Source organism: Clostridium carboxidivorans P7 (assembly GCF_001038625.1).
In the GTDB taxonomy this organism is placed as follows: domain Bacteria; phylum Bacillota; class Clostridia; order Clostridiales; family Clostridiaceae; genus Clostridium_AM; species Clostridium_AM carboxidivorans.
Window position 1 is genome coordinate 3,512,386 of record NZ_CP011803.1, and the last position, 18,038, is coordinate 3,530,423.

General features: G+C 29.7%; 15 protein-coding genes and 1 riboswitch. Of the genes, 2 read left to right on the forward strand and 13 right to left on the reverse strand.

Going from position 1 to position 18,038, the window contains the following annotated elements:
* Positions 1-14: 14 nt before the first annotated feature.
* The 12 genes from Ccar_RS15435 to Ccar_RS15490 all read right to left on the reverse strand — a co-directional run bounded on the left by Ccar_RS15435 (position 15) and on the right by Ccar_RS15490 (position 13,859).
* A complete protein-coding gene (locus tag Ccar_RS15435) occupies positions 15-1,337 on the reverse strand; it encodes a cobyrinic acid a,c-diamide synthase CobB (RefSeq protein WP_048030130.1) in 1,323 nt (440 codons plus the stop codon).
* 338 nt (positions 1,338-1,675) lie between these two features.
* Positions 1,676-2,944 (reverse strand): glutamate-1-semialdehyde 2,1-aminomutase, encoded by a 1,269-nt coding sequence (gene hemL, locus Ccar_RS15440; RefSeq protein WP_007062157.1) that lies wholly within the window; start codon positions 2,942-2,944, stop codon positions 1,676-1,678.
* Between the two features lie 2 nt (positions 2,945-2,946).
* Positions 2,947-3,918, reverse strand: coding sequence for a porphobilinogen synthase (hemB, locus tag Ccar_RS15445; RefSeq protein ID WP_007062156.1), 972 nt, complete (start codon positions 3,916-3,918; stop codon positions 2,947-2,949).
* Between the two features lie 107 nt (positions 3,919-4,025).
* Entirely contained in the window at positions 4,026-5,486 is a 1,461-nt protein-coding gene (gene cobA, locus Ccar_RS15450) for a uroporphyrinogen-III C-methyltransferase (protein WP_007062155.1), read from the reverse strand.
* Between the two features lie 22 nt (positions 5,487-5,508).
* A complete protein-coding gene (hemC, locus tag Ccar_RS15455; RefSeq protein ID WP_007062154.1) occupies positions 5,509-6,381 on the reverse strand; it encodes a hydroxymethylbilane synthase in 873 nt (290 codons plus the stop codon).
* Complete coding sequence (locus Ccar_RS15460) at positions 6,356-7,054, reverse strand: NAD(P)-dependent oxidoreductase (protein ID WP_007062153.1); 699 nt, start codon at positions 7,052-7,054, stop codon at positions 6,356-6,358. The genes hemC and Ccar_RS15460 overlap by 26 nt, the downstream gene beginning before the upstream one ends.
* A complete protein-coding gene (gene hemA / locus Ccar_RS15465; protein ID WP_007062152.1) occupies positions 7,012-8,208 on the reverse strand; it encodes a glutamyl-tRNA reductase in 1,197 nt (398 codons plus the stop codon). Before hemA ends, Ccar_RS15460 begins: the two co-directional genes overlap by 43 nt.
* Positions 8,209-8,267: 59 nt before the next feature.
* Positions 8,268-9,377, reverse strand: coding sequence for a pyridoxal phosphate-dependent aminotransferase (locus Ccar_RS15470; protein ID WP_007062151.1), 1,110 nt, complete (start codon positions 9,375-9,377; stop codon positions 8,268-8,270).
* Between the two features lie 37 nt (positions 9,378-9,414).
* The gene (gene cbiB / locus Ccar_RS15475; protein ID WP_007062150.1) at positions 9,415-10,374 is read right to left on the reverse strand and encodes an adenosylcobinamide-phosphate synthase CbiB; all 960 of its coding nucleotides are present in this window, start codon (positions 10,372-10,374) and stop codon (positions 9,415-9,417) included.
* Between the two features lie 29 nt (positions 10,375-10,403).
* A complete protein-coding gene (locus Ccar_RS15480) occupies positions 10,404-11,921 on the reverse strand; it encodes a cobyric acid synthase (protein WP_035774869.1) in 1,518 nt (505 codons plus the stop codon).
* 179 nt (positions 11,922-12,100) lie between these two features.
* Positions 12,101-12,284: riboswitch (cobalamin riboswitch) on the reverse strand.
* A gap of 46 nt (positions 12,285-12,330) precedes the next feature.
* Positions 12,331-13,056, reverse strand: coding sequence for an energy-coupling factor ABC transporter ATP-binding protein (locus Ccar_RS15485; protein ID WP_007062148.1), 726 nt, complete (start codon positions 13,054-13,056; stop codon positions 12,331-12,333).
* A 5-nt stretch (positions 13,057-13,061) separates the two neighbouring features.
* Complete coding sequence (locus Ccar_RS15490) at positions 13,062-13,859, reverse strand: energy-coupling factor transporter transmembrane component T family protein (RefSeq protein WP_048030132.1); 798 nt, start codon at positions 13,857-13,859, stop codon at positions 13,062-13,064.
* 248 nt (positions 13,860-14,107) lie between these two features.
* Between Ccar_RS15490 and Ccar_RS26425 the strand changes: the two genes are divergently transcribed.
* On the forward strand, positions 14,108-15,433 hold the full coding sequence (locus Ccar_RS26425; RefSeq protein ID WP_007062145.1) for a sensor histidine kinase: 1,326 nt from the start codon (positions 14,108-14,110) through the stop codon (positions 15,431-15,433).
* Between the two features lie 403 nt (positions 15,434-15,836).
* On the opposite strand, the gene Ccar_RS15500 is transcribed toward Ccar_RS26425, so the two are convergent.
* Positions 15,837-16,391 (reverse strand): NUDIX domain-containing protein, encoded by a 555-nt coding sequence (locus Ccar_RS15500; RefSeq protein WP_048030134.1) that lies wholly within the window; start codon positions 16,389-16,391, stop codon positions 15,837-15,839.
* An 824-nt stretch (positions 16,392-17,215) separates the two neighbouring features.
* On the opposite strand from Ccar_RS15500, the gene Ccar_RS15505 reads away from it, so the two are divergent.
* On the forward strand, positions 17,216-18,022 hold the full coding sequence (locus Ccar_RS15505) for a methyltetrahydrofolate cobalamin methyltransferase (RefSeq protein ID WP_007064226.1): 807 nt from the start codon (positions 17,216-17,218) through the stop codon (positions 18,020-18,022).
* Positions 18,023-18,038 lie beyond the last annotated feature (16 nt).

An 18,038-nucleotide genomic window follows, 5' to 3' on the forward strand; every position in this document is an offset into this window, starting at 1 on the left:
CCCCCTTGTATTTTTTACTTAACAAGCTCTTTAAGCATGTTCAAATTACCAAAAAAGTGTACATGGCCATAGGCACCTATTGTATTCTCCTTAGAATAACCACACTGCCATTTTTTTAACGATCCATCATAAACTTCTTTTGTTAAAGTGCATATTTTATTTTCTTTTAAATCAACATAAGACTTATGAAACTCATGACAATTAACCTTTGTTCCTATACTAATAAGATTATTCTTTTCTTTAACTTCAAGCTCTGCATATCCAAAATTTTGAAGCTTTTTAGTCATATAAGCCTTACCATTTAAAAAGCCTACAGTTTTAAAATATTCACTATTGTCCATTAACTGTATTCCATCTGTGAGGTACATTAGTCCTCCACATTCAGCATAACAATTTATGCCTTTTTCAAGTACCTCTTTTATACTTGAGAGCATAGATGTATTTTCACTTAGTTCTTTAATAAAAACCTCTGGATATCCGCCGCCAAGATATAAAAACTCTGTGTGCTCAGGTACTTTTTTATCTTTTATAGGACTAAAGAAAGTAACTTCTCCTAGTTCTTTTAAGAGTTCTATATTTTCAGTATAATAAAAACTAAAAGCCTTATCATAAGCAATTGATATCTTTTTTCCCCTATTTATTAAATGATAGTTATCTTCATAATTTTCTGTTTCTTTTAAACAAGTTAAAAGTTCCTGTAAGTTAACATATTTTAATATTAAATCACTGCATAAATCTATCTTTTCATTTAAATCTTCTACTTCACTACTTTGTACAAGTCCTAAATGCCTGCTTTTTAATGACAACCTTTCATCTTTAGGAACATATCCTAAGACCTTAATATTACAATTCTTTTCTACAGCAGCTTTTAACAATTTATAGTAACTTTCACTTATATTATTGAATATAATACCTGCTGCATTTATCTTTTCAAAATTAAGTATGCCATTTATTTCCGCACATAAAGTAGCACTTTGAGCTTTAGGTGTTATAACCAGTAATACAGGAAGATTTAGAACCCTAGCCACATGTGCTGTGGAATATTTTGAATCTATTCCCTTACCATCATAAAGTCCCATAACCCCTTCTACTATACCTATATCTCCTTTTCCTCTAGAAAAAGCAGCTTTTACACCTTCTTCACCCATTAAAAATAAATCTAAATTTCTAGAAGGTTTTCTTGTTATATAGCTGTGAAAAGCTGGATCAATGTAATCTGGGCCTACCTTATATCCTTGTACATCAAATCCCTTTTTCATAAGAGCCTTCATAATTCCTAAAGTTATTGTGGTTTTTCCTCCACCACTACTGTTAGAGGATATTACTATACTTTTCAAGCACTTCACCCCCTACTTATTAAGTTTCAGACCAAAATTCACACTTTAAAAATAATACGAAACATCTTTTTTGAGAGGACAATTGACAGAGGACAGAGGACAGTGAAGGTAAGTTTTCTTCCTTACGTCAGAAAACTAATTTATTTTTAAAGCTTGTTTTGCTAACACAAAAGAAGCTTCAAATTTATGTAAGTCAGCAATATTTCGCTTTAGCGAAATGCGTCATTAAAAATTTAATTAAAGATTTTTCGTAGTGTAACGAAGAAAAATCCTCCTTCACTGTCCTTTGTCAATTGTCCTCTGTCCTCTAAAAAATATTGTTTCGCAATATTTTTTTCTTAGAATTTTCTCATTAATTCAGCAAATTTTTCTACATGTTCCTTTGTATGTTTTACACATATAAACATGCCTTCAAATTGAGATGGTGCCATCATTATTCCGCCCTTTAACATATGTTCAAAGAATCTTCCATAAAGCTTAACATCAGATTTTTTAGCCTCATCATAATTTGTAACCTTGCCACCTTCATTGAAGAATATAGTCATCATAGTTCTAGCTCTATTGACAACTATAGGAAGTCCTTTTTCTTTTCCTATTTCTTCAGCTGCCTTTTGAATTCCTTCTCCTATTTTATCCATCTGATCATAATATGATAAGTTGTTATAAAGCTTTGTAACTGATGCTAAACCTGCTGCCATAACTATTGGGTTTCCAGACATTGTTCCTGCTTGATAAACTGGTCCTAATGGTGTCAATTGTTCCATTAAGTCTCTTCTTCCACCATAAGCTCCACAAGGAAGTCCACCGCCCATTATTTTAGCAAATGTTACCAAATCAGGTTTTACACCATAAAGACTCTGAGCTCCTTTATATGCAACTCTGAAGCCTGTCATAACTTCATCAAATATTAATATAGCTCCATATTTAGTACATAAGTCTCTTATGCCTTGTAAAAATTCCTTTTTAGCTGGTACAACTCCCATATTACCTGCTACTACTTCTATAATAATTGCTGCTATTTGTTCTCCTTGTTTTTCAAAAAGTTCCTTAACACTATCCAAATCATTATATTTAGCAACTAAAGTATTTGCTATACTTCCTTCTGGAACTCCAGGTGATCCTGGAATATTTGAAGTCATAACTCCTGAACCTGCCTGAACTAAAAATCCATCAAAATGTCCATGATAACATCCTGCAAATTTTATTATTTTATCCCTTTTTGTGCATCCTCTAGCCAATTTTACGGCACTCATAGTTGCTTCTGTTCCTGAGTTAACCATTCTTATCATATCTACATTATCTATAGTAGTGCATATATGCTTTGCTAATTTTAATTCAAGTTCTGTTTGTGTACCAAATGCAATTTCGTTTTCTGCTGTTTCTTTTATAGCTTTCACTACATCTTCATCCTGATGTCCAAGTATCATAGGACCCCATGCATTTATAAAATCAACATATTTATTTCCATCTTCATCATAAATATAAGCTCCAGAACCTTTTTTTATAATTGGAGGATCAATAGTTAATCCTACATATGCTCTAACAGGACTGTTTACTCCTCCTGGCATATATTTTTTTGATTCATTAAATATATCTGAATTTCTCATTATTATTTTTCCTCCCTAATCCATTTAGCTGCCTCTAGTGCATAATATGTAATAATCATTTTTGCTCCTGCTCTTTTTATAGATGTTAACATTTCAAGTGCTACTGCTTTTTCATCTATAAGTCCTGCTTTAGCTGCTGCTTTAACCATAGCAAATTCACCACTTACATTATAAGCTGCTATTGGAAAATCATATCTATCTCTTGCCAATCTTATTACATCTAAATAAGGCATAGCTGGCTTAACCATTATAATATCTGCGCCTTCATCTATATCATCTTCTATTTCAAGCATAGCTTCTCTTACATTTGCTGGATCCATTTGATAACCCTTTCTGTTACCAAACTGTGGTGCTGAATCTGCTGCTTCTCTAAATGGTCCATAAAATGCTGAACAGTATTTAGCACTATAAGCCATTATAGATATATTTTTAAAGCCATTTTCATCTAATGCTTCTCTTATAGCAAGCACTCTTCCATCCATCATATCGGAAGGTGCTATCATATCTGCTCCTGCTTTTGCATGAGATACTGCTATTTTAGCTATGTAATTTAAAGTTTCATCATTATCTACTTGATGATCATGAATTATTCCACAATGACCATGACTTGTATATTCACACATACAAACATCTGTTATAACAAACATTTCTGGGTCCAATTCTTTTATTTTTCTTATAGCCTTTTGAATTATTCCATTATCATCATAAGCTCCACTTCCACATTCATCTTTATGATCTGGAATTCCAAATAATAGTACGCTCTTAACTCCAACTTCCTTCATTTCATCTACTATTTCATGCAATCTATCTATAGAAAAATGATAATTACCTGGTAAAGATGAAATTTCCTCTTTTTTATTTGTTCCTTCTACTACAAATAATGGATATATAAAATCGCTTGTGTGAAGGTATGTTTCTCTTACCATTCCTCTTATAACTTCATTTTCTCTTAATCTTCTATGTCTTCTAAACATTTTGTCATTTCCCCTTTTCTATATATTATTTTTTATATTAATAAATCTTTTTAATCTTAATCATATTTTACATAATTCTTATATTACCACAGTTTAAATTTTAACTATTAATTTTTATCTATTAACTTTCTAATAACCCCTTCTGTAGTATATTCATCACAAACTTCATATTTTATGCCTTGTTTTTCTAATGCATTACCTGTGATTGGTCCTATGGAAATTACTCTTTTTTGTTTTATACTATCTACTCCAACTAATTCTATCATATTATTTACAGTGCTAGGACTTGTAAATACTACTGTATCTACATCGTCAAAACATTTCTCACTAGGCAGTGTTCCTAATACTGTTTCATAAACATGACATTCATCCACAGTACATCCATTTTCTCTTAACACTTCTGCTAAATAAGGTCTTGCATTTTTAGCTCTTGGTAAAAATATTTTATCTCCAGATTTTATAAAGTTTTTCATTTTTTCAAATAAGCTTTCTGCTACAAATTTCTCTGCAATAATCTTAGGAATAATTCCCCTGTGTTTTATAGCTTTTTCAGTAGCAGGTCCTATAGCAGCAAATACTGCTTTTATTTTTCTTACATCATAATTATTGTTGTTTAAATATTTGAAGAAGCTATTTACTCCATTTACACTGGTAAATACTATATAGTCATAAGAATTCAATTTATCTATGTAATCTCCCATTGCTTCTTCATTATATTTTATTTCTATAGAGTTTATTTCTGTAACCTGAGCTCCCAAATCTATTAACTTTTCTCTTATTTCCTTTGATTGTTCTTTAGTTCTAGTGATACATACATTTTCACCAAATAGCGGCTTTTTTTCATACCAATTTAATTTATCATTAAATTGTACAACTTGTCCCACCACTATAATAGATGGGGAATGCAGTTCTGCTTTTAAAGCTTTTTCTTCTATATCCTTTAAAGTTCCAACTACCTTTTTTTGTTTGGCAGTAGTTCCTCTCATAACTACTGCACAAGGAGTGGCTTCGTTCATTCCATTTTCCATAAGTTTTTTTGAAATAACACCCAAGTTTTCAAATCCCATCAAAAATATAAGTGTTCCTCCAACATTTGCTGCAGCATTCCAATTGATATTTAATTTTTCTGCACTTTTTCCAGTAAACACATGAAACCCTTGTGCTATCTTTCTATGAGTTACAGGTATTCCTCCATAGTTAAGTACAGAAATAGGAGATGTAATTCCTGGAATAACTTCAAAGTCTATTCCTTCATCTATAAGCCTTAAGGCTTCTTCTCCTCCTCTTCCAAATATGTATGGATCTCCACCTTTTATTCTTCCAACAATATGTCCCTGTTTAGCCAATTCTACTAGCATATTATTAATTTCATCTTGAGTTTTATAATGGCATCCTGGCTCTTTTCCACAATAATATACTTTACAATTTGAATTTAGATATTTTAAAATGCCTATTCCCGCAAGTCTGTCATACATTACAGCTGTACACTGTTTTAACTTTCTTATAGCTTTTAGAGTTATAAGTTCTTCATCTCCTGGTCCTGCTCCTATAAGATAAACCTTTCCCATTTAATTCTCATCCCTTCCTGCATTATGCTTCTATAATTTTTTTAGCTAATTTATATCCTAGTTCCATGTAATCTTCTTTATTTCCAGCTATATCTCTTTTTATAAGATTATCTCCAACTTGAAATATTCCTATAATACTTATAGTATTTTCATTTATTTGTGCATAAGCTCCTATAGTTGAATGACAATCTCCATTTAAAGTTCTCATAAAACTTCTTTCAGCTTCAACACATATTCTTGTGTTCTCATCTTCCATTTTTTTAAATATATCTTCATTTACACTGTTCTTTTTTGTCTCTATTCCTAAAGCTCCCTGACCTACTGCTGGCACCATCTCATTAACATCAAAATAATCTGTTATAATGTTTTCCATGTTCATTCTTTTAAGACCTGCTGCTGCTAATATTATTCCATCTAAATTTTCTTTTTCTATTTTAGATATCCTAGTTTGCACATTGCCCCTTATAGGAACTATTTCTAAATCAGGTCTTAAAAGTTTAACCTGTGCAGCTCTTCTATTGCTGCTAGTTCCAATTTTTGCTCCTTTTTTTAATTCTTTAAAATGTACACCATTCATAGAAACAAATGCATCTCTAACATCTTCTCTTGGAGGTATAGACACTATATCAAACATATCAGGAACATCAAAAGGTACGTCTTTCATACTATGCACTGCGGCATCTGCTTTATCCTCCAATAGTGCTACTTCTATTTCCTTTATAAAAAGACCTTTTCCACCAATCTTACTTAAAGATACATCTAATATTTTATCTCCTGTAGTCTCTACTAAAAGCTTTTCAGCTTCAACATTATGATTTTCCTTTAGAATCTTCATTATAGTTTCTGTTTGCACTTGTGCAAGCTGACTTCTACGAGTTGCAATTTTTAGTTTCAAAATCAATCACCATCCTATTATCAATATGTTCATCCATATAAAACATCTTTAGTACTATATCCCCTTTTCCTTTTTCATAAAAGAAATAAAAATCTTCAGAACATGCAAATTTCATTATTTCCTTCTTTATACTGCTATTTTTTAACCTTTTTCTCAAATCTGATGTAAATTCAATAAACTTGTCATATTTAGCTGCACAATCTTTTACCTTTTCCGCCAAATATATAGATGCTCTAGGATTTCCACTAGAAGTATTAACTCCTAAAAAAATATTTTTTGTATTCCTTTGGCAAGGTGTAACACACAGCCCATCTTGTGGAGATGTACAATCTATATATAGTTTGTAGCTTTCTGTGCAATGTAATCTTATTTCTGAATTTATTTTTTTTGAACTAGTAGCAATTATAACCAAATGATTACATTCTATATACTCTTTTTTATATTCTGATTTTATAATTTTCAAATTACTATACTCTTTTAACTCTTTAAACCCATCATTGAAGTCCCTGGAAACTACTGAAACTAAACATCCTTTTTTCACAAAAGTTTTAGCCTTTGTAAGTGCTGCATTTCCTCCTCCAACAATAAGTACTTTTATCTTATTGGATATAAGTGAAAGCATTGTATATTCTATTCCGCTACATAAAATATCTTCTTTATTATTTTCATACAATCCTCGGCACTTCCCTTCAGTTGTTCCTCTTTTAGTACATCTATGGCTCTATTGATAAATGCATCTGATGTACTTTTAAATAGTACTTCAGCCAATTTTTCATTATCCTTGGTATGCCTTTTATTTTTGAAGGTTTTATATCTCTTTTTATATACCTTTTCTCCACACTTTTTAAGATTTACTATTTCTCCAGAAATACTCTGTATTTTCTGCCAATCCATAAACTCTTTAATATGCTTATCAACTATACATCTATTTTCAATCATTATATCTTTTCTTCTTTTTCTATTTTTGTCATCTATAGAACTTACCTTATCAATATTATATACTGTTACATTTTCCATATTATAAACTTCTTCTTCTACATCTCTAGGTACAGCTAAGTCAAATATAGTCATAGCTTTTTGTGGTAAATTATCCTTTCTTACCACACAATGAGGTGCTGAAGTACATGATATTATACAATCCACATCATCATAATTTTTTATTCTTTCATCAAAATGTATAACTTTCACTCTAGGATCTTCTATATCTACAACCTTTGGATTTCTTACTGCTATATATAGTACCTCAAAACCTGAAGATAAAATATATTTTGCAGCAAGCTGTCCAACTTCACCAAAGCCTAACAGCATAAATCTTTTTATTCCACGCTTTCTACTTTCATTAACTGCTATGGATGATGAAGATACAGGTATTTTATAAAGACTTGACTTGGTTCTAAACTCTTTTCCACAAGTCACTGCAGTTTGAAAAAGTCTCTGCAAATCTCTATGTACAGTTTTTGAATTCAAAGCAATTTCATAAGCTTCCTTAACTTGAGCTAAAATTTGATCTTCTCCTAAAATCAAGGAATTGAATCCACATACCACATCCATTAAATGCTTAATTACTTCATTGCTCTTATAATGAAAAGTGTAGTTTTTCAAATTTATATCCCATCCTAATATATCAAAAACCTTATTTACCATGGCATCATCATGATCTTTAGCATTAAAATATATTTCAGTTCTGTTGCAAGTACTTATTACCACAACTTCATCACAAACTTCTTTTAAACTCTTTGTAAACTTTTCACAACGTTTTTGTATTACAGAAAATTTTTCCCTTACTTCTAATTTTACATCCCTTTTTAAACCTATAAGTTGTATCATTATTACCATCTCCCAAAATAATTCACTACCACTACCATTGGTAGTAATCGTACAAAAACTTAACTTAATGAATTTAAAAGCTTTATAATTTTATCATTACCTTCCCTATTTTTAATAGCTAACCTAATATATTTATCATTTAAGGTTTTAAAGTTATCACATTTTCTAATTGCAATTCCTTTATCTAAACATATTTTATACAATTCATCACAATGTAAACTTTTAAGCTTACACAATACAAAATTAGAATATGTATTATACACTTCTTCTATTAAACCTACTTTTTTCAAATTTGAAACCATATATTTTCTCTCTTCATCAATCCACGTTAATGAATCTTCTATATAGTTTCTATCCTTTAAAACATATTTTGCTGCAATTTCTGCAAAACAATTTACATTCCAAGGATTTTGTTTACTTTTAATTTTATCTATAAGTTCTTGATTTTTGCTTATTCCATATCCTATTCTGATACCAGGCAAAGCAAAGAATTTAGTTAAAGCTCTAATTATAAGTATACATTTATAATTTTTCATTTTCTCTAAAAAGCTAAAATTATTTTTCCCTGTAAATTCTATAAAAGCTTCATCTATTATAATTGTTTTATTATTTTCTTCGCAAAAATCTAATATTTTTTTAAATTTATCCTTATCTATTATTCCCCCATTAGGATTATTGGGATTTCCTATGATAAGTACATCTGATTTTTGTGTTTGTAATAATATATCTTCATAATCATAAGTCATATCCTTTTTCATGGTAGAATATATTACGTCACATCCCCACTTCAAAGCATTTTTCTCATATTCCATAAAGGAAGGAACTGCTATACAAACCTTTTTAAAACAACTTATGGACAAATCTATAATTTCTGCTGCACCATTGCCAAGAATTATATCCTTTTCCGATATAAAAAATTCACTTTTTTTATAATTTTTATCATTAGCTCCACATTTAAAATAATCCACACTGAAATCTAAATATTCTTTAATGCACTTTTTTAAGCTTCTATATTCAGCATCTGGATACTTTTCTACAGCTTTTATAGCTTCATCTAAATTGTTTGTAAAGCTCTTTGGAACTCCTAATGGATTTATATTAGAGCTAAAATCTAAAATTTCTCTTCCCTTTAAAATTCCTTCTGTATATATATCTCCTCCATGTTCCATATCAATCACTTCCTAAATCCTTTTTAATAAAATATATTTACTTCTTAATAATTACAAACATAAATGCTACATATATAATTATCATAAAAATTTCAGCAGCATACATAAGCTTTATAGACTCGTTTATATGTTCGAAACTCAATGTCTTTTTCTTATCCCCTATTGTAGGCTTATGAACTACTTCTCCAAAATATACATTAGTTCCACCTAGCTGTACCTTCATAGCTCCTGCAGCAGCTGCTTCTGGATAGGCACAATTTGGGCTTTTATGATTTTTTCTATCTCTAACCATTATACAAAAGCTTTCTATAGCATTGCCTTTAACTACAAAGGAACTCAAACATATAAGTATTCCAGTTATTCTTGCAGGTATAAAATTGAAAACATCATCTACCTTAGCTGGGAAAAATCCTATATATCTATATTTTTCATTCATATATCCAAGCATTGAATCCATGGTATTTATAGCTTTATACATCATTGCCAAAGGTGCTCCTCCAATTATTGCATAAAATAATGGTGCAATAACTCCATCTGAAGCATTTTCAGCCACTGTTTCTACATCAGCTCTTATTATCTCATTATCACCAAGCTGTGTTGTATCTCTTCCAACTATATATGAAAGCATTAATCGAGCCTTCTCTATATCTTTATCTTTCAATGCATGATATACCTTTTTAGCTTCTTTACTTAAACACTTTGCTGCTAATGTAGTCCATATTATCAATACATTTACAATATGAAATAACCAAGGCAGTGAACTTACTAACTTTAAAATACCAAATGTGATAAAAAAGCTTATACCCGCTACAATTATTACAATAAGCCCTCCAAAAGCTTTAATACCCCCATTAGATTTACACAACTTTCTTCCTTTTTTATCAAGAAATCCTATAAGCCTTCCTATGTATATAATAGGATGCGGCAACCAATTTGGATCACCTATCAGCCAATCTATTATTACAGCTAAAATTATATCTAATATATTCATTGCCATAAAAGATGCTATCAAAATACATCACCCCATTATTTTTTCATTCCCATAATATTATATATACTTGCTATATCCATATTCTGTCTAACTATGTCTGCAAGTCTATCAAGTTCTTTTTCTCTTAAATTTTCATATACATAAGATTTTTTAGTTTTCATACCTTTTTTTGATCTTATTTTATTTAAAATATATTCTCTAAAATCTACACCATCAAAAACTCCATGTATATAGCTTCCCAGAACATTTTCTTCATTATTTACAGCTCCATCCTGAAGACAAACTTCTTCTCCATTCTTATCTGTGATTTCAAATAAAGGTTTTGCTTTTTCACCATAAGTACATATTCCCATATGTATTTCATAACCATATACATCTATTTTTCTTTTTTCTGTTGAAGCTTCATCCTTATATACATCAAAATCTCTTATACTTTCTGCTTTTACCCTTGTAGTAACCTTTTCTTCCTCAAATACAGTATCTATATCCAAAAGACCCATAGCTTCTACCTCTGGAACTTCTGTTTCTACACCATAAGGATCTTTTATTATTTTTCCAAGCATTTGATATCCGCCGCAGATTCCTATAACTAAACCATCTTTGCTATATTCCTTTATACGTGCTTCTATACCAGATTTTCTAAGTTTAAGTAAATCCTCAATAGTATTCTTGCTTCCTGGAATTATAACTAAATCAGGATTTCCAAATTCTTCAACAGTTTCTATAAATCTTACTGATACATCCTCTTCACTCTTTAAGGAATCTAAGTCTGTAAAATTAGATATGTGTGGAAGCTTTATTACAGCTATATCTATAGGTGCTGTTACTCTCTTATTAAACTCTACTGCACCATCTTCATCTTCCAATGCTAAATGAAAATAAGGAATTACACCTAGACATGGTATCTTTATTATATCTTCCAGCATAGTGAGTCCTGGTTTCAATATTTCAACATCGCCTCTAAACTTATTTATTATAGTACCCTTAACCCTCTTCTTTTCTTCTTCATTAAATAAAATCATAGTTCCTGCTAAAGATGCAAATACTCCTCCTTTATCTATATCTCCAGCTAACAAAACAGGTGCATCTACAATCTCTGCCATACCCATATTTACTATATCTCTATCTCTTAAATTTATTTCTGCAGGACTACCTGCTCCTTCCATAACTATGATATCAAACTTTTTTTCCATTTCTTCAAATTGCTCTTTAAGCATATCCCTAAATTGTAATTTCATATTATGATATTCCATAGCTGTACTGTTACCGTATACTTTTCCATTAACTATAATCTGACATTTTTTATCAGAAGTAGGCTTTAAAAGTATAGGATTCATATATGCTTCTGGTTGAAGTCCTGCAGCATAGGCTTGAAGCACTTGTGCACGTCCCATTTCCTTACCATCTAGAGTTATATATGAATTTAAAGACATATTTTGTGACTTGAAAGGACATACAGAATATCCATCCTGTGTAAAAATTCTACAAAGTGCCGTTACTAGTATACTCTTTCCTACTGATGATCCTGTGCCTTGAATCATAATTTTAGCCATACCAATCATTCCCCTCTCAAAATTTGTATAAACGAAAAAATTGTCCAAAAGCGCTCCATGCAATATCCCCATATTTTTAACATATCGCATATTGTTTGACTTTTAAGACAATTTTCTTTATAAAATAAAAAAACCGGCAAATGCCGGAAGTACTATATTAAAAGTCCTTTCCCTCCGAAAGCATATGTTTTAATCAGGCAGGTCTCCTGGCTTATGAATCATTCTCCCCTTTGCCTTCCTCAAATATTAATATAGAGTGGCCAGTAAAGGTTTGTCCTCAATTACAGTAGCGGGGGCTGTTGCGGAATTCAACCGCATTCCCTTTTCACCTTGTTAAAAGGCACCTGAAGTTACAATATTCTCTTTTATAAACTTAGTTTATTACAATTAAGTTACTCTGTCAATAATTCTACTTTATATTATAATGAACTAAAAAATCGTTATCATTAATTACAGAATTATAATCATCATCTCTTACAATAGTATGTTCTTCTGAAAAAACTAAAGCCCTTTTAAATACATCTTGTACATATTCAAAATCATGAGTAGAACAAATTATAGTTTTACCACTGGAATTTAATTTTATCATAAGATCTTTCAAAAATCTTTTTCCTTTAGGATCTATACCATTCATAGGTTCATCTAAAACTAAAACCTCTGGATTTAAAGCTAAAACACTAGCTATAGCTACCCTCTTTTTCTCTCCACCACTTAAATTATATGGTTCTCTTTCTCTAAGATCCTCTACATCTAAAAGCTTTAGACAATCTTCAACTCTCATATTCACTTCTTCTTCCTTTAAACCCATTTGCCTTGGTCCAAATGCTATTTCATCATACACATTAGAACAAAAAAGTTGTGCATCTGAATTTTGAAATACAAAGCCTACATTTTTGTGAAATAACTTGCAAAATTTATTATCTTCCAACTTTTTGCTATTTATTTCTTCACCTTTAAAACAATATTTTCCTTTTTTTGCAAATTCTATTCCATTTACAATTTTCAAAAATGTGGATTTACCACTGCCATTAGGCCCTATTAAAGCTACAGCTTCCCCTTCTTTAATACTTACATTTATATTTTTTAGTACATCTGCATTTTTGTATTTAAAATAAACATCTTTAAATTCAATCATCCTTATCACATCCTAGCAAAATAAAAATACATTAATATAATTACTATATTTATTATAACATAAGCAAAATCCTTAAAGGAAAAACTAAAGCTTGAATAAGACACATACTCTCCTGTGAATCCTCTACATTCCATGGCCGAATACATTTCATCACCTAATTCCTTTGATTTTAAGAAAAGATTTCCCATTACTTTAGATAAAGAAGAGTATTTACCATTATTTACACCTATAGATCTTAACTTTAGAGCATAAATCATTTCTAGAGAAAATTCTCCAAGAATATAAATATATTTTATGGTTATATCGAACACTAATATGAATATATCTGGTATGAAGAAGTTTTTAAGTGCTTTTGTTATGTCATGCCACTTAGTAGTATAAGATAAGATATTTATAGCTAATATAGTACCTATTACTTTTAAGATAAGAAGTATACTATTTCTTACATTTCCCATCATTATAGAAGGTATAATCATAATAAATGTAAAAATTGGTACCACTATGCTTACTGCTAAAATTTTTTTTATGTCTTCTATGTCTAATAAACTCAAAGTAAATAACATATATACATCTACAACTAATATGTACATAAGATTCTTAGACATTGACAAAAATATTATGTTTATAATTGTAAAAATCAATTTTATAGATGGATTAAGCTTGTACATAAAACTATTACTAACTTTATTACTTCTCTTTATTAATGATAAAATACTTAAAAGTCCCACTATAGTTTTATCTATAAAACTATCTTTGTCAGCTTTAGGTACATAGTCATCTTTCTTTAAAAGCCAGTCTCCCATTACTATTACACCTACTTATTACAAATTATTTTACATATACTCAAAATATATCATATATAAAAACTTAATGCAATTAATTTAAAATTTATTATATTATGCATAATCATTGTAAAATATTGAATTAATTAATATTTATTTTACATTTTGCATATATTTTAGAAGGATTTAAAATGCTTTTGTAGAATATGTGTTATTAGTGCGCTATTAAACAGCAGTTTATTTTAATAATAATGAAAGGAGTTCTCACTGTGTTAAGTTCTGATTACCCTTGTTTATTTTCAAATAACTCTAATAATAATTTCATTGTTAATACAGATTTTTCTAATGATGAAAATATGATTAATAAAATTATAGACAATGTTCCTATAGGAGTTATAATTTTAGACAGCAAATTTAACATAATACTTTGGAATTCCGCACTAGAAAAAATGTCAAGCATATACAATAAAACTGTTATAGGAAAAAACTTTTTTCAGATTTTTCCCAAGGTATTTACTGAAGATATCAATATTAAAATTAAAAACATTACAAGTACTAAAGAAACTATAATATTAGATAATCTTTTAGTAAACAATTTCTTTTCAAGTAAACATTATAAATACTGTAATATAAAAATTAGTGCTTTAGAAAATAAATCTTCAATATCAAATGGCATAATGCTTACTTTTGAAGATTGTACTGTACTGCAAAATATAAGATATGAATTAAATAAAGAATGTTCTGTTGTTAAAACCTTAATCAAAAAAATAAAAGAAGATAAATTACATTTAAGTAAGATGAAAGAAATTGACAAATTAAGGACAGATTTTTTTACCAACATCAGCCATGACCTTAGAACACCCTTAAACATAATTCTAAGTGCACTTCAACTTATGAAATCTTTTAACAATTTAAACTGCAATGAAGAAAAGTCTTTTAAATATTTTAAAAGCATAAAACAAAATTCTTTAAGATTATTAAAACTTATTAATAATTTAATAGATATAACAAAAATCGATAGTGGATATTTTGAAATTCGCACTGGCAATTACAATATAGTTAATATAGTTGAAGATATAACACTGTCTGTAGCTCAATATGTAGAAAATAAATCTATAACTCTTACATTTGATACAAATACAGAAGAAAAATTTATGGCTTGTGATCCTGATAAAGTAGAAAGAATTATGTTGAATTTAATATCTAATGCTATAAAGTTTACAAATCCAGGTGGACATATATTTATAAACATGTTTGATGAAGACGATTATATTGTTATTTGCGTAGAAGATACTGGTATTGGCATACCTGAAGAAGATTTGGATATAATTTTTGAAAGATTTCGCCAGTCAAATAGAGCTTCAGCAAGAAACTATACCGGGAGTGGTATAGGTTTGTCTCTTGTAAAATCCTTAGTTGAAATGCATGGAGGAAAAATTTCAGTTAGAAGTACTTATGGAAAGGGTACCAAATTTGTTATAAAACTTCCTGTTACCGTAAATGAAACTGATAACGCACCTATACAAAATACTAGCTTTAATAAAAGTCATATTGAAAAAGTAAGTATAGAATTTTCTGATATATATACACCTTAAATTTTACACATATAAAATTTTGACTTAATATAAGCATATTGCGATGTAAGCGAAGTAATTTTCAATTTCTAAAGTGACTTATAACAATTTAATTATGTGCGTACACTTGAAGTTACTAGTTTGAATTTTAACTTTTATGCAGTGATATATGATAAGGGTGTCATCACATTAGCTAAATTGTTTTAGTATTATTCTTAGCTCAAAATTTTTGAAAGCCTTAGAACTTTAGTCCTGTTTGAGGGAACCGAGTTTGACAAAGTTCTTAGGCTTTCAAAAATTTCGAGCTTTAGAATAATTAAAACATTTAGCCGTGATGACACCCTTATCATATATCACGGAATGAAAGTTAAAATCCAAACTTCCACTGCACCCTTACGTCGCATAATTTTTAAATTACGGAAATTTACAAATCACAGCCTTCACAAAATATATACCATGTTCCCATAGCTACAGCTGTACCCTTTGCTTGTTCTTCTAATAAAAAGTTTTTTAAATTATTCTTATTTACCAAAATAACTTCTATTTCCTCTTCTGATTCAAGATGTTGTTTTGGATTTAAATTTTCTTCTATTGTCTCATCAATTTCTGCATTAACTACACGCACAGTATCTGTTAATAGTGCTGCATTTGAATATAATTCAGGGCTTATAGTTTTTATTTTTCCTATATATCCTGTTTCTTCTTTAAGTTCTCTTAAAGCTTCCTTTTCTAAATCTTCACCTTCTACTAATCCTGCTGGGAACCCTAAAATATAATTATTTATAGCTGGACGATATTGTTTTATCATTAAATATCTATTTGATGGAACAAGTTTAGGTATTATAACCACAGTTTTACTAGTATTAGTCCTTTCTATACTTTCCCAATTTACAGTTTCTCCACTTTTACTCTTATAAGTTGTTTGTTTTAACGCCAACCATTTACCTTTATATAAAATTTTTTCTTCAATTTTTTTCATAATTAGTTCACTCCAATCTTGCAAAAATCTCAGTTAATATCAATAATCATATTCTACTATACTATGTTTAAATTTTACATACTTTTATTATTAAAAAATAAATAATAAATATCTATATTATTACGGGCGTTTACGCTTATGCTAAACCGGATTTATATCAGATTTTAAAAGTTTCTCTCTTAAAATATAAACTAAAGCACCTCTAATTTATACAAAATGTATAAATTATTCTTAAAAAAATGTACATTCTGTAAATAGAATTACAAATTTCCATTTGTTATAATATAATTATATCAAATGGTTGATGAATTACAACGCTTTCTGCTGGTTCTTCTGTTACTTATACAATAATAAAAAATGTATAAATTCAGTCAGGAAAATTAGAGATTATGGCATATCCTTTCAATTGATGCAACAGATATATCTCCTGATTAAGGCCAATTAAATGTTGTGAACAGCTGAGGGGTTACACTTCTCTAATGTAAATGTTTAACATGACTTTTTTCGGTGTAGGATGATGAACATATCATATGCAAAAATATTGTAAAATCACCCAATCTAATTTTTCTAAATCTAGCTGCGTTATTTTTATCAACTATGTGTACAATGGGTGATATGGTCGCGATACTTGCGGTGCTTTAGTAGACAGAATAAACAAAAAACATTGATGATTGTCAACTTTGTCTTGTTTACGTTTACTATATGTTGGCATGCAGTTTGATTGCTACGGGCGTCTCATTGGAATTAAAAGAAATTTAAAGTGTTGTAGTACTAATTGATATGATTATAACTTAAAGTAAATGTTTAAAGAAGGGGTGTATATTATGATAGTAATTGGTGAAAAAATTAACGGAGCAATTCCTTCCACAGCTAAAGCCATTGCAGCAAAGGATGCAGAATTCATAAGAAATCTTGCAATAAAGCAAGCAGAAGCAGGCGCAGATTTTATTGATGTTTGTGCTTCAGTGAATGATGAGATCGAACTGGAAACAATGAAATGGCTTATAGACATCGTACAGGATGCAACAGATGTTCCAATAGCAGTGGACAGCCCTAACGTTCACACATGCGTAGAAGCCATGAAATACTGTAAGAAGCCAGGCCTTTTCAATTCCGTATCTATGGAAGGGGACAAGATTGACGTGGCATTTCCTGCAATCGCTGATACAAAATGGGAGTGTGTTGCTCTCTTAAACAGCGACAAAGGAATCCCTAAAACTGCTAAAGACCGTTTGGATGTATTTGCAGATTTAATGGCAAAAGCAAAAGAATACAACATTGATCCATCTAGGTTGCATATTGATCCCTTAATTGAAATGCTATGTACATCAGAAGATGGGATCACCATGGTAACAGAAGTTATGAGAAAAATCAAAGAATTGTATCCTACGATTCATGTGGTTGGAGCTGTTAGTAATATTTCCTTTAATATTCCAGCTAGAAAAATTGTCAATCAAGCATTTGCAGTATTGGCTATGAATGCAGGAATGGACAGCTTTATCCTTGATCCATTAAATCAAGATTTAATAGGAATGTTGTTTGCAACAGAAGCACTATTAGGTGAAGACGAGTACTGCATGGAATATATTAGAGCATATAGAGAAGGAATATTTGGTAAAAAGAAACAATAATTATATAAAATAATAA

Excerpts from the sequence above, each read along its gene's own strand:
- hemL (WP_007062157.1), bottom strand. The coding sequence starts at position 2,944 with ATGAGAAATTCAGATATATTTAATGAATCAAAAAAATATATGCCAGGA.
- hemB (WP_007062156.1), bottom strand. The coding sequence starts at position 3,918 with ATGTTTAGAAGACATAGAAGATTAAGAGAAAATGAAGTTATAAGAGGA.
- cobA (WP_007062155.1), bottom strand. The coding sequence starts at position 5,486 with ATGGGAAAGGTTTATCTTATAGGAGCAGGACCAGGAGATGAAGAACTT.
- hemA (WP_007062152.1), bottom strand. The coding sequence starts at position 8,208 with ATGATACAACTTATAGGTTTAAAAAGGGATGTAAAATTAGAAGTAAGG.
- Ccar_RS15470 (WP_007062151.1), bottom strand. The coding sequence starts at position 9,377 with ATGGAACATGGAGGAGATATATATACAGAAGGAATTTTAAAGGGAAGA.
- cbiB (WP_007062150.1), bottom strand. The coding sequence starts at position 10,374 with ATGGCAATGAATATATTAGATATAATTTTAGCTGTAATAATAGATTGG.
- Ccar_RS15480 (WP_035774869.1), bottom strand. The coding sequence starts at position 11,921 with ATGGCTAAAATTATGATTCAAGGCACAGGATCATCAGTAGGAAAGAGT.
- Ccar_RS15485 (WP_007062148.1), bottom strand. The coding sequence starts at position 13,056 with ATGATTGAATTTAAAGATGTTTATTTTAAATACAAAAATGCAGATGTA.
- Ccar_RS15490 (WP_048030132.1), bottom strand. The coding sequence starts at position 13,859 with ATGGGAGACTGGCTTTTAAAGAAAGATGACTATGTACCTAAAGCTGAC.
- Ccar_RS15500 (WP_048030134.1), bottom strand. The coding sequence starts at position 16,391 with ATGAAAAAAATTGAAGAAAAAATTTTATATAAAGGTAAATGGTTGGCG.
- Ccar_RS15505 (WP_007064226.1), top strand. The coding sequence starts at position 17,216 with ATGATAGTAATTGGTGAAAAAATTAACGGAGCAATTCCTTCCACAGCT.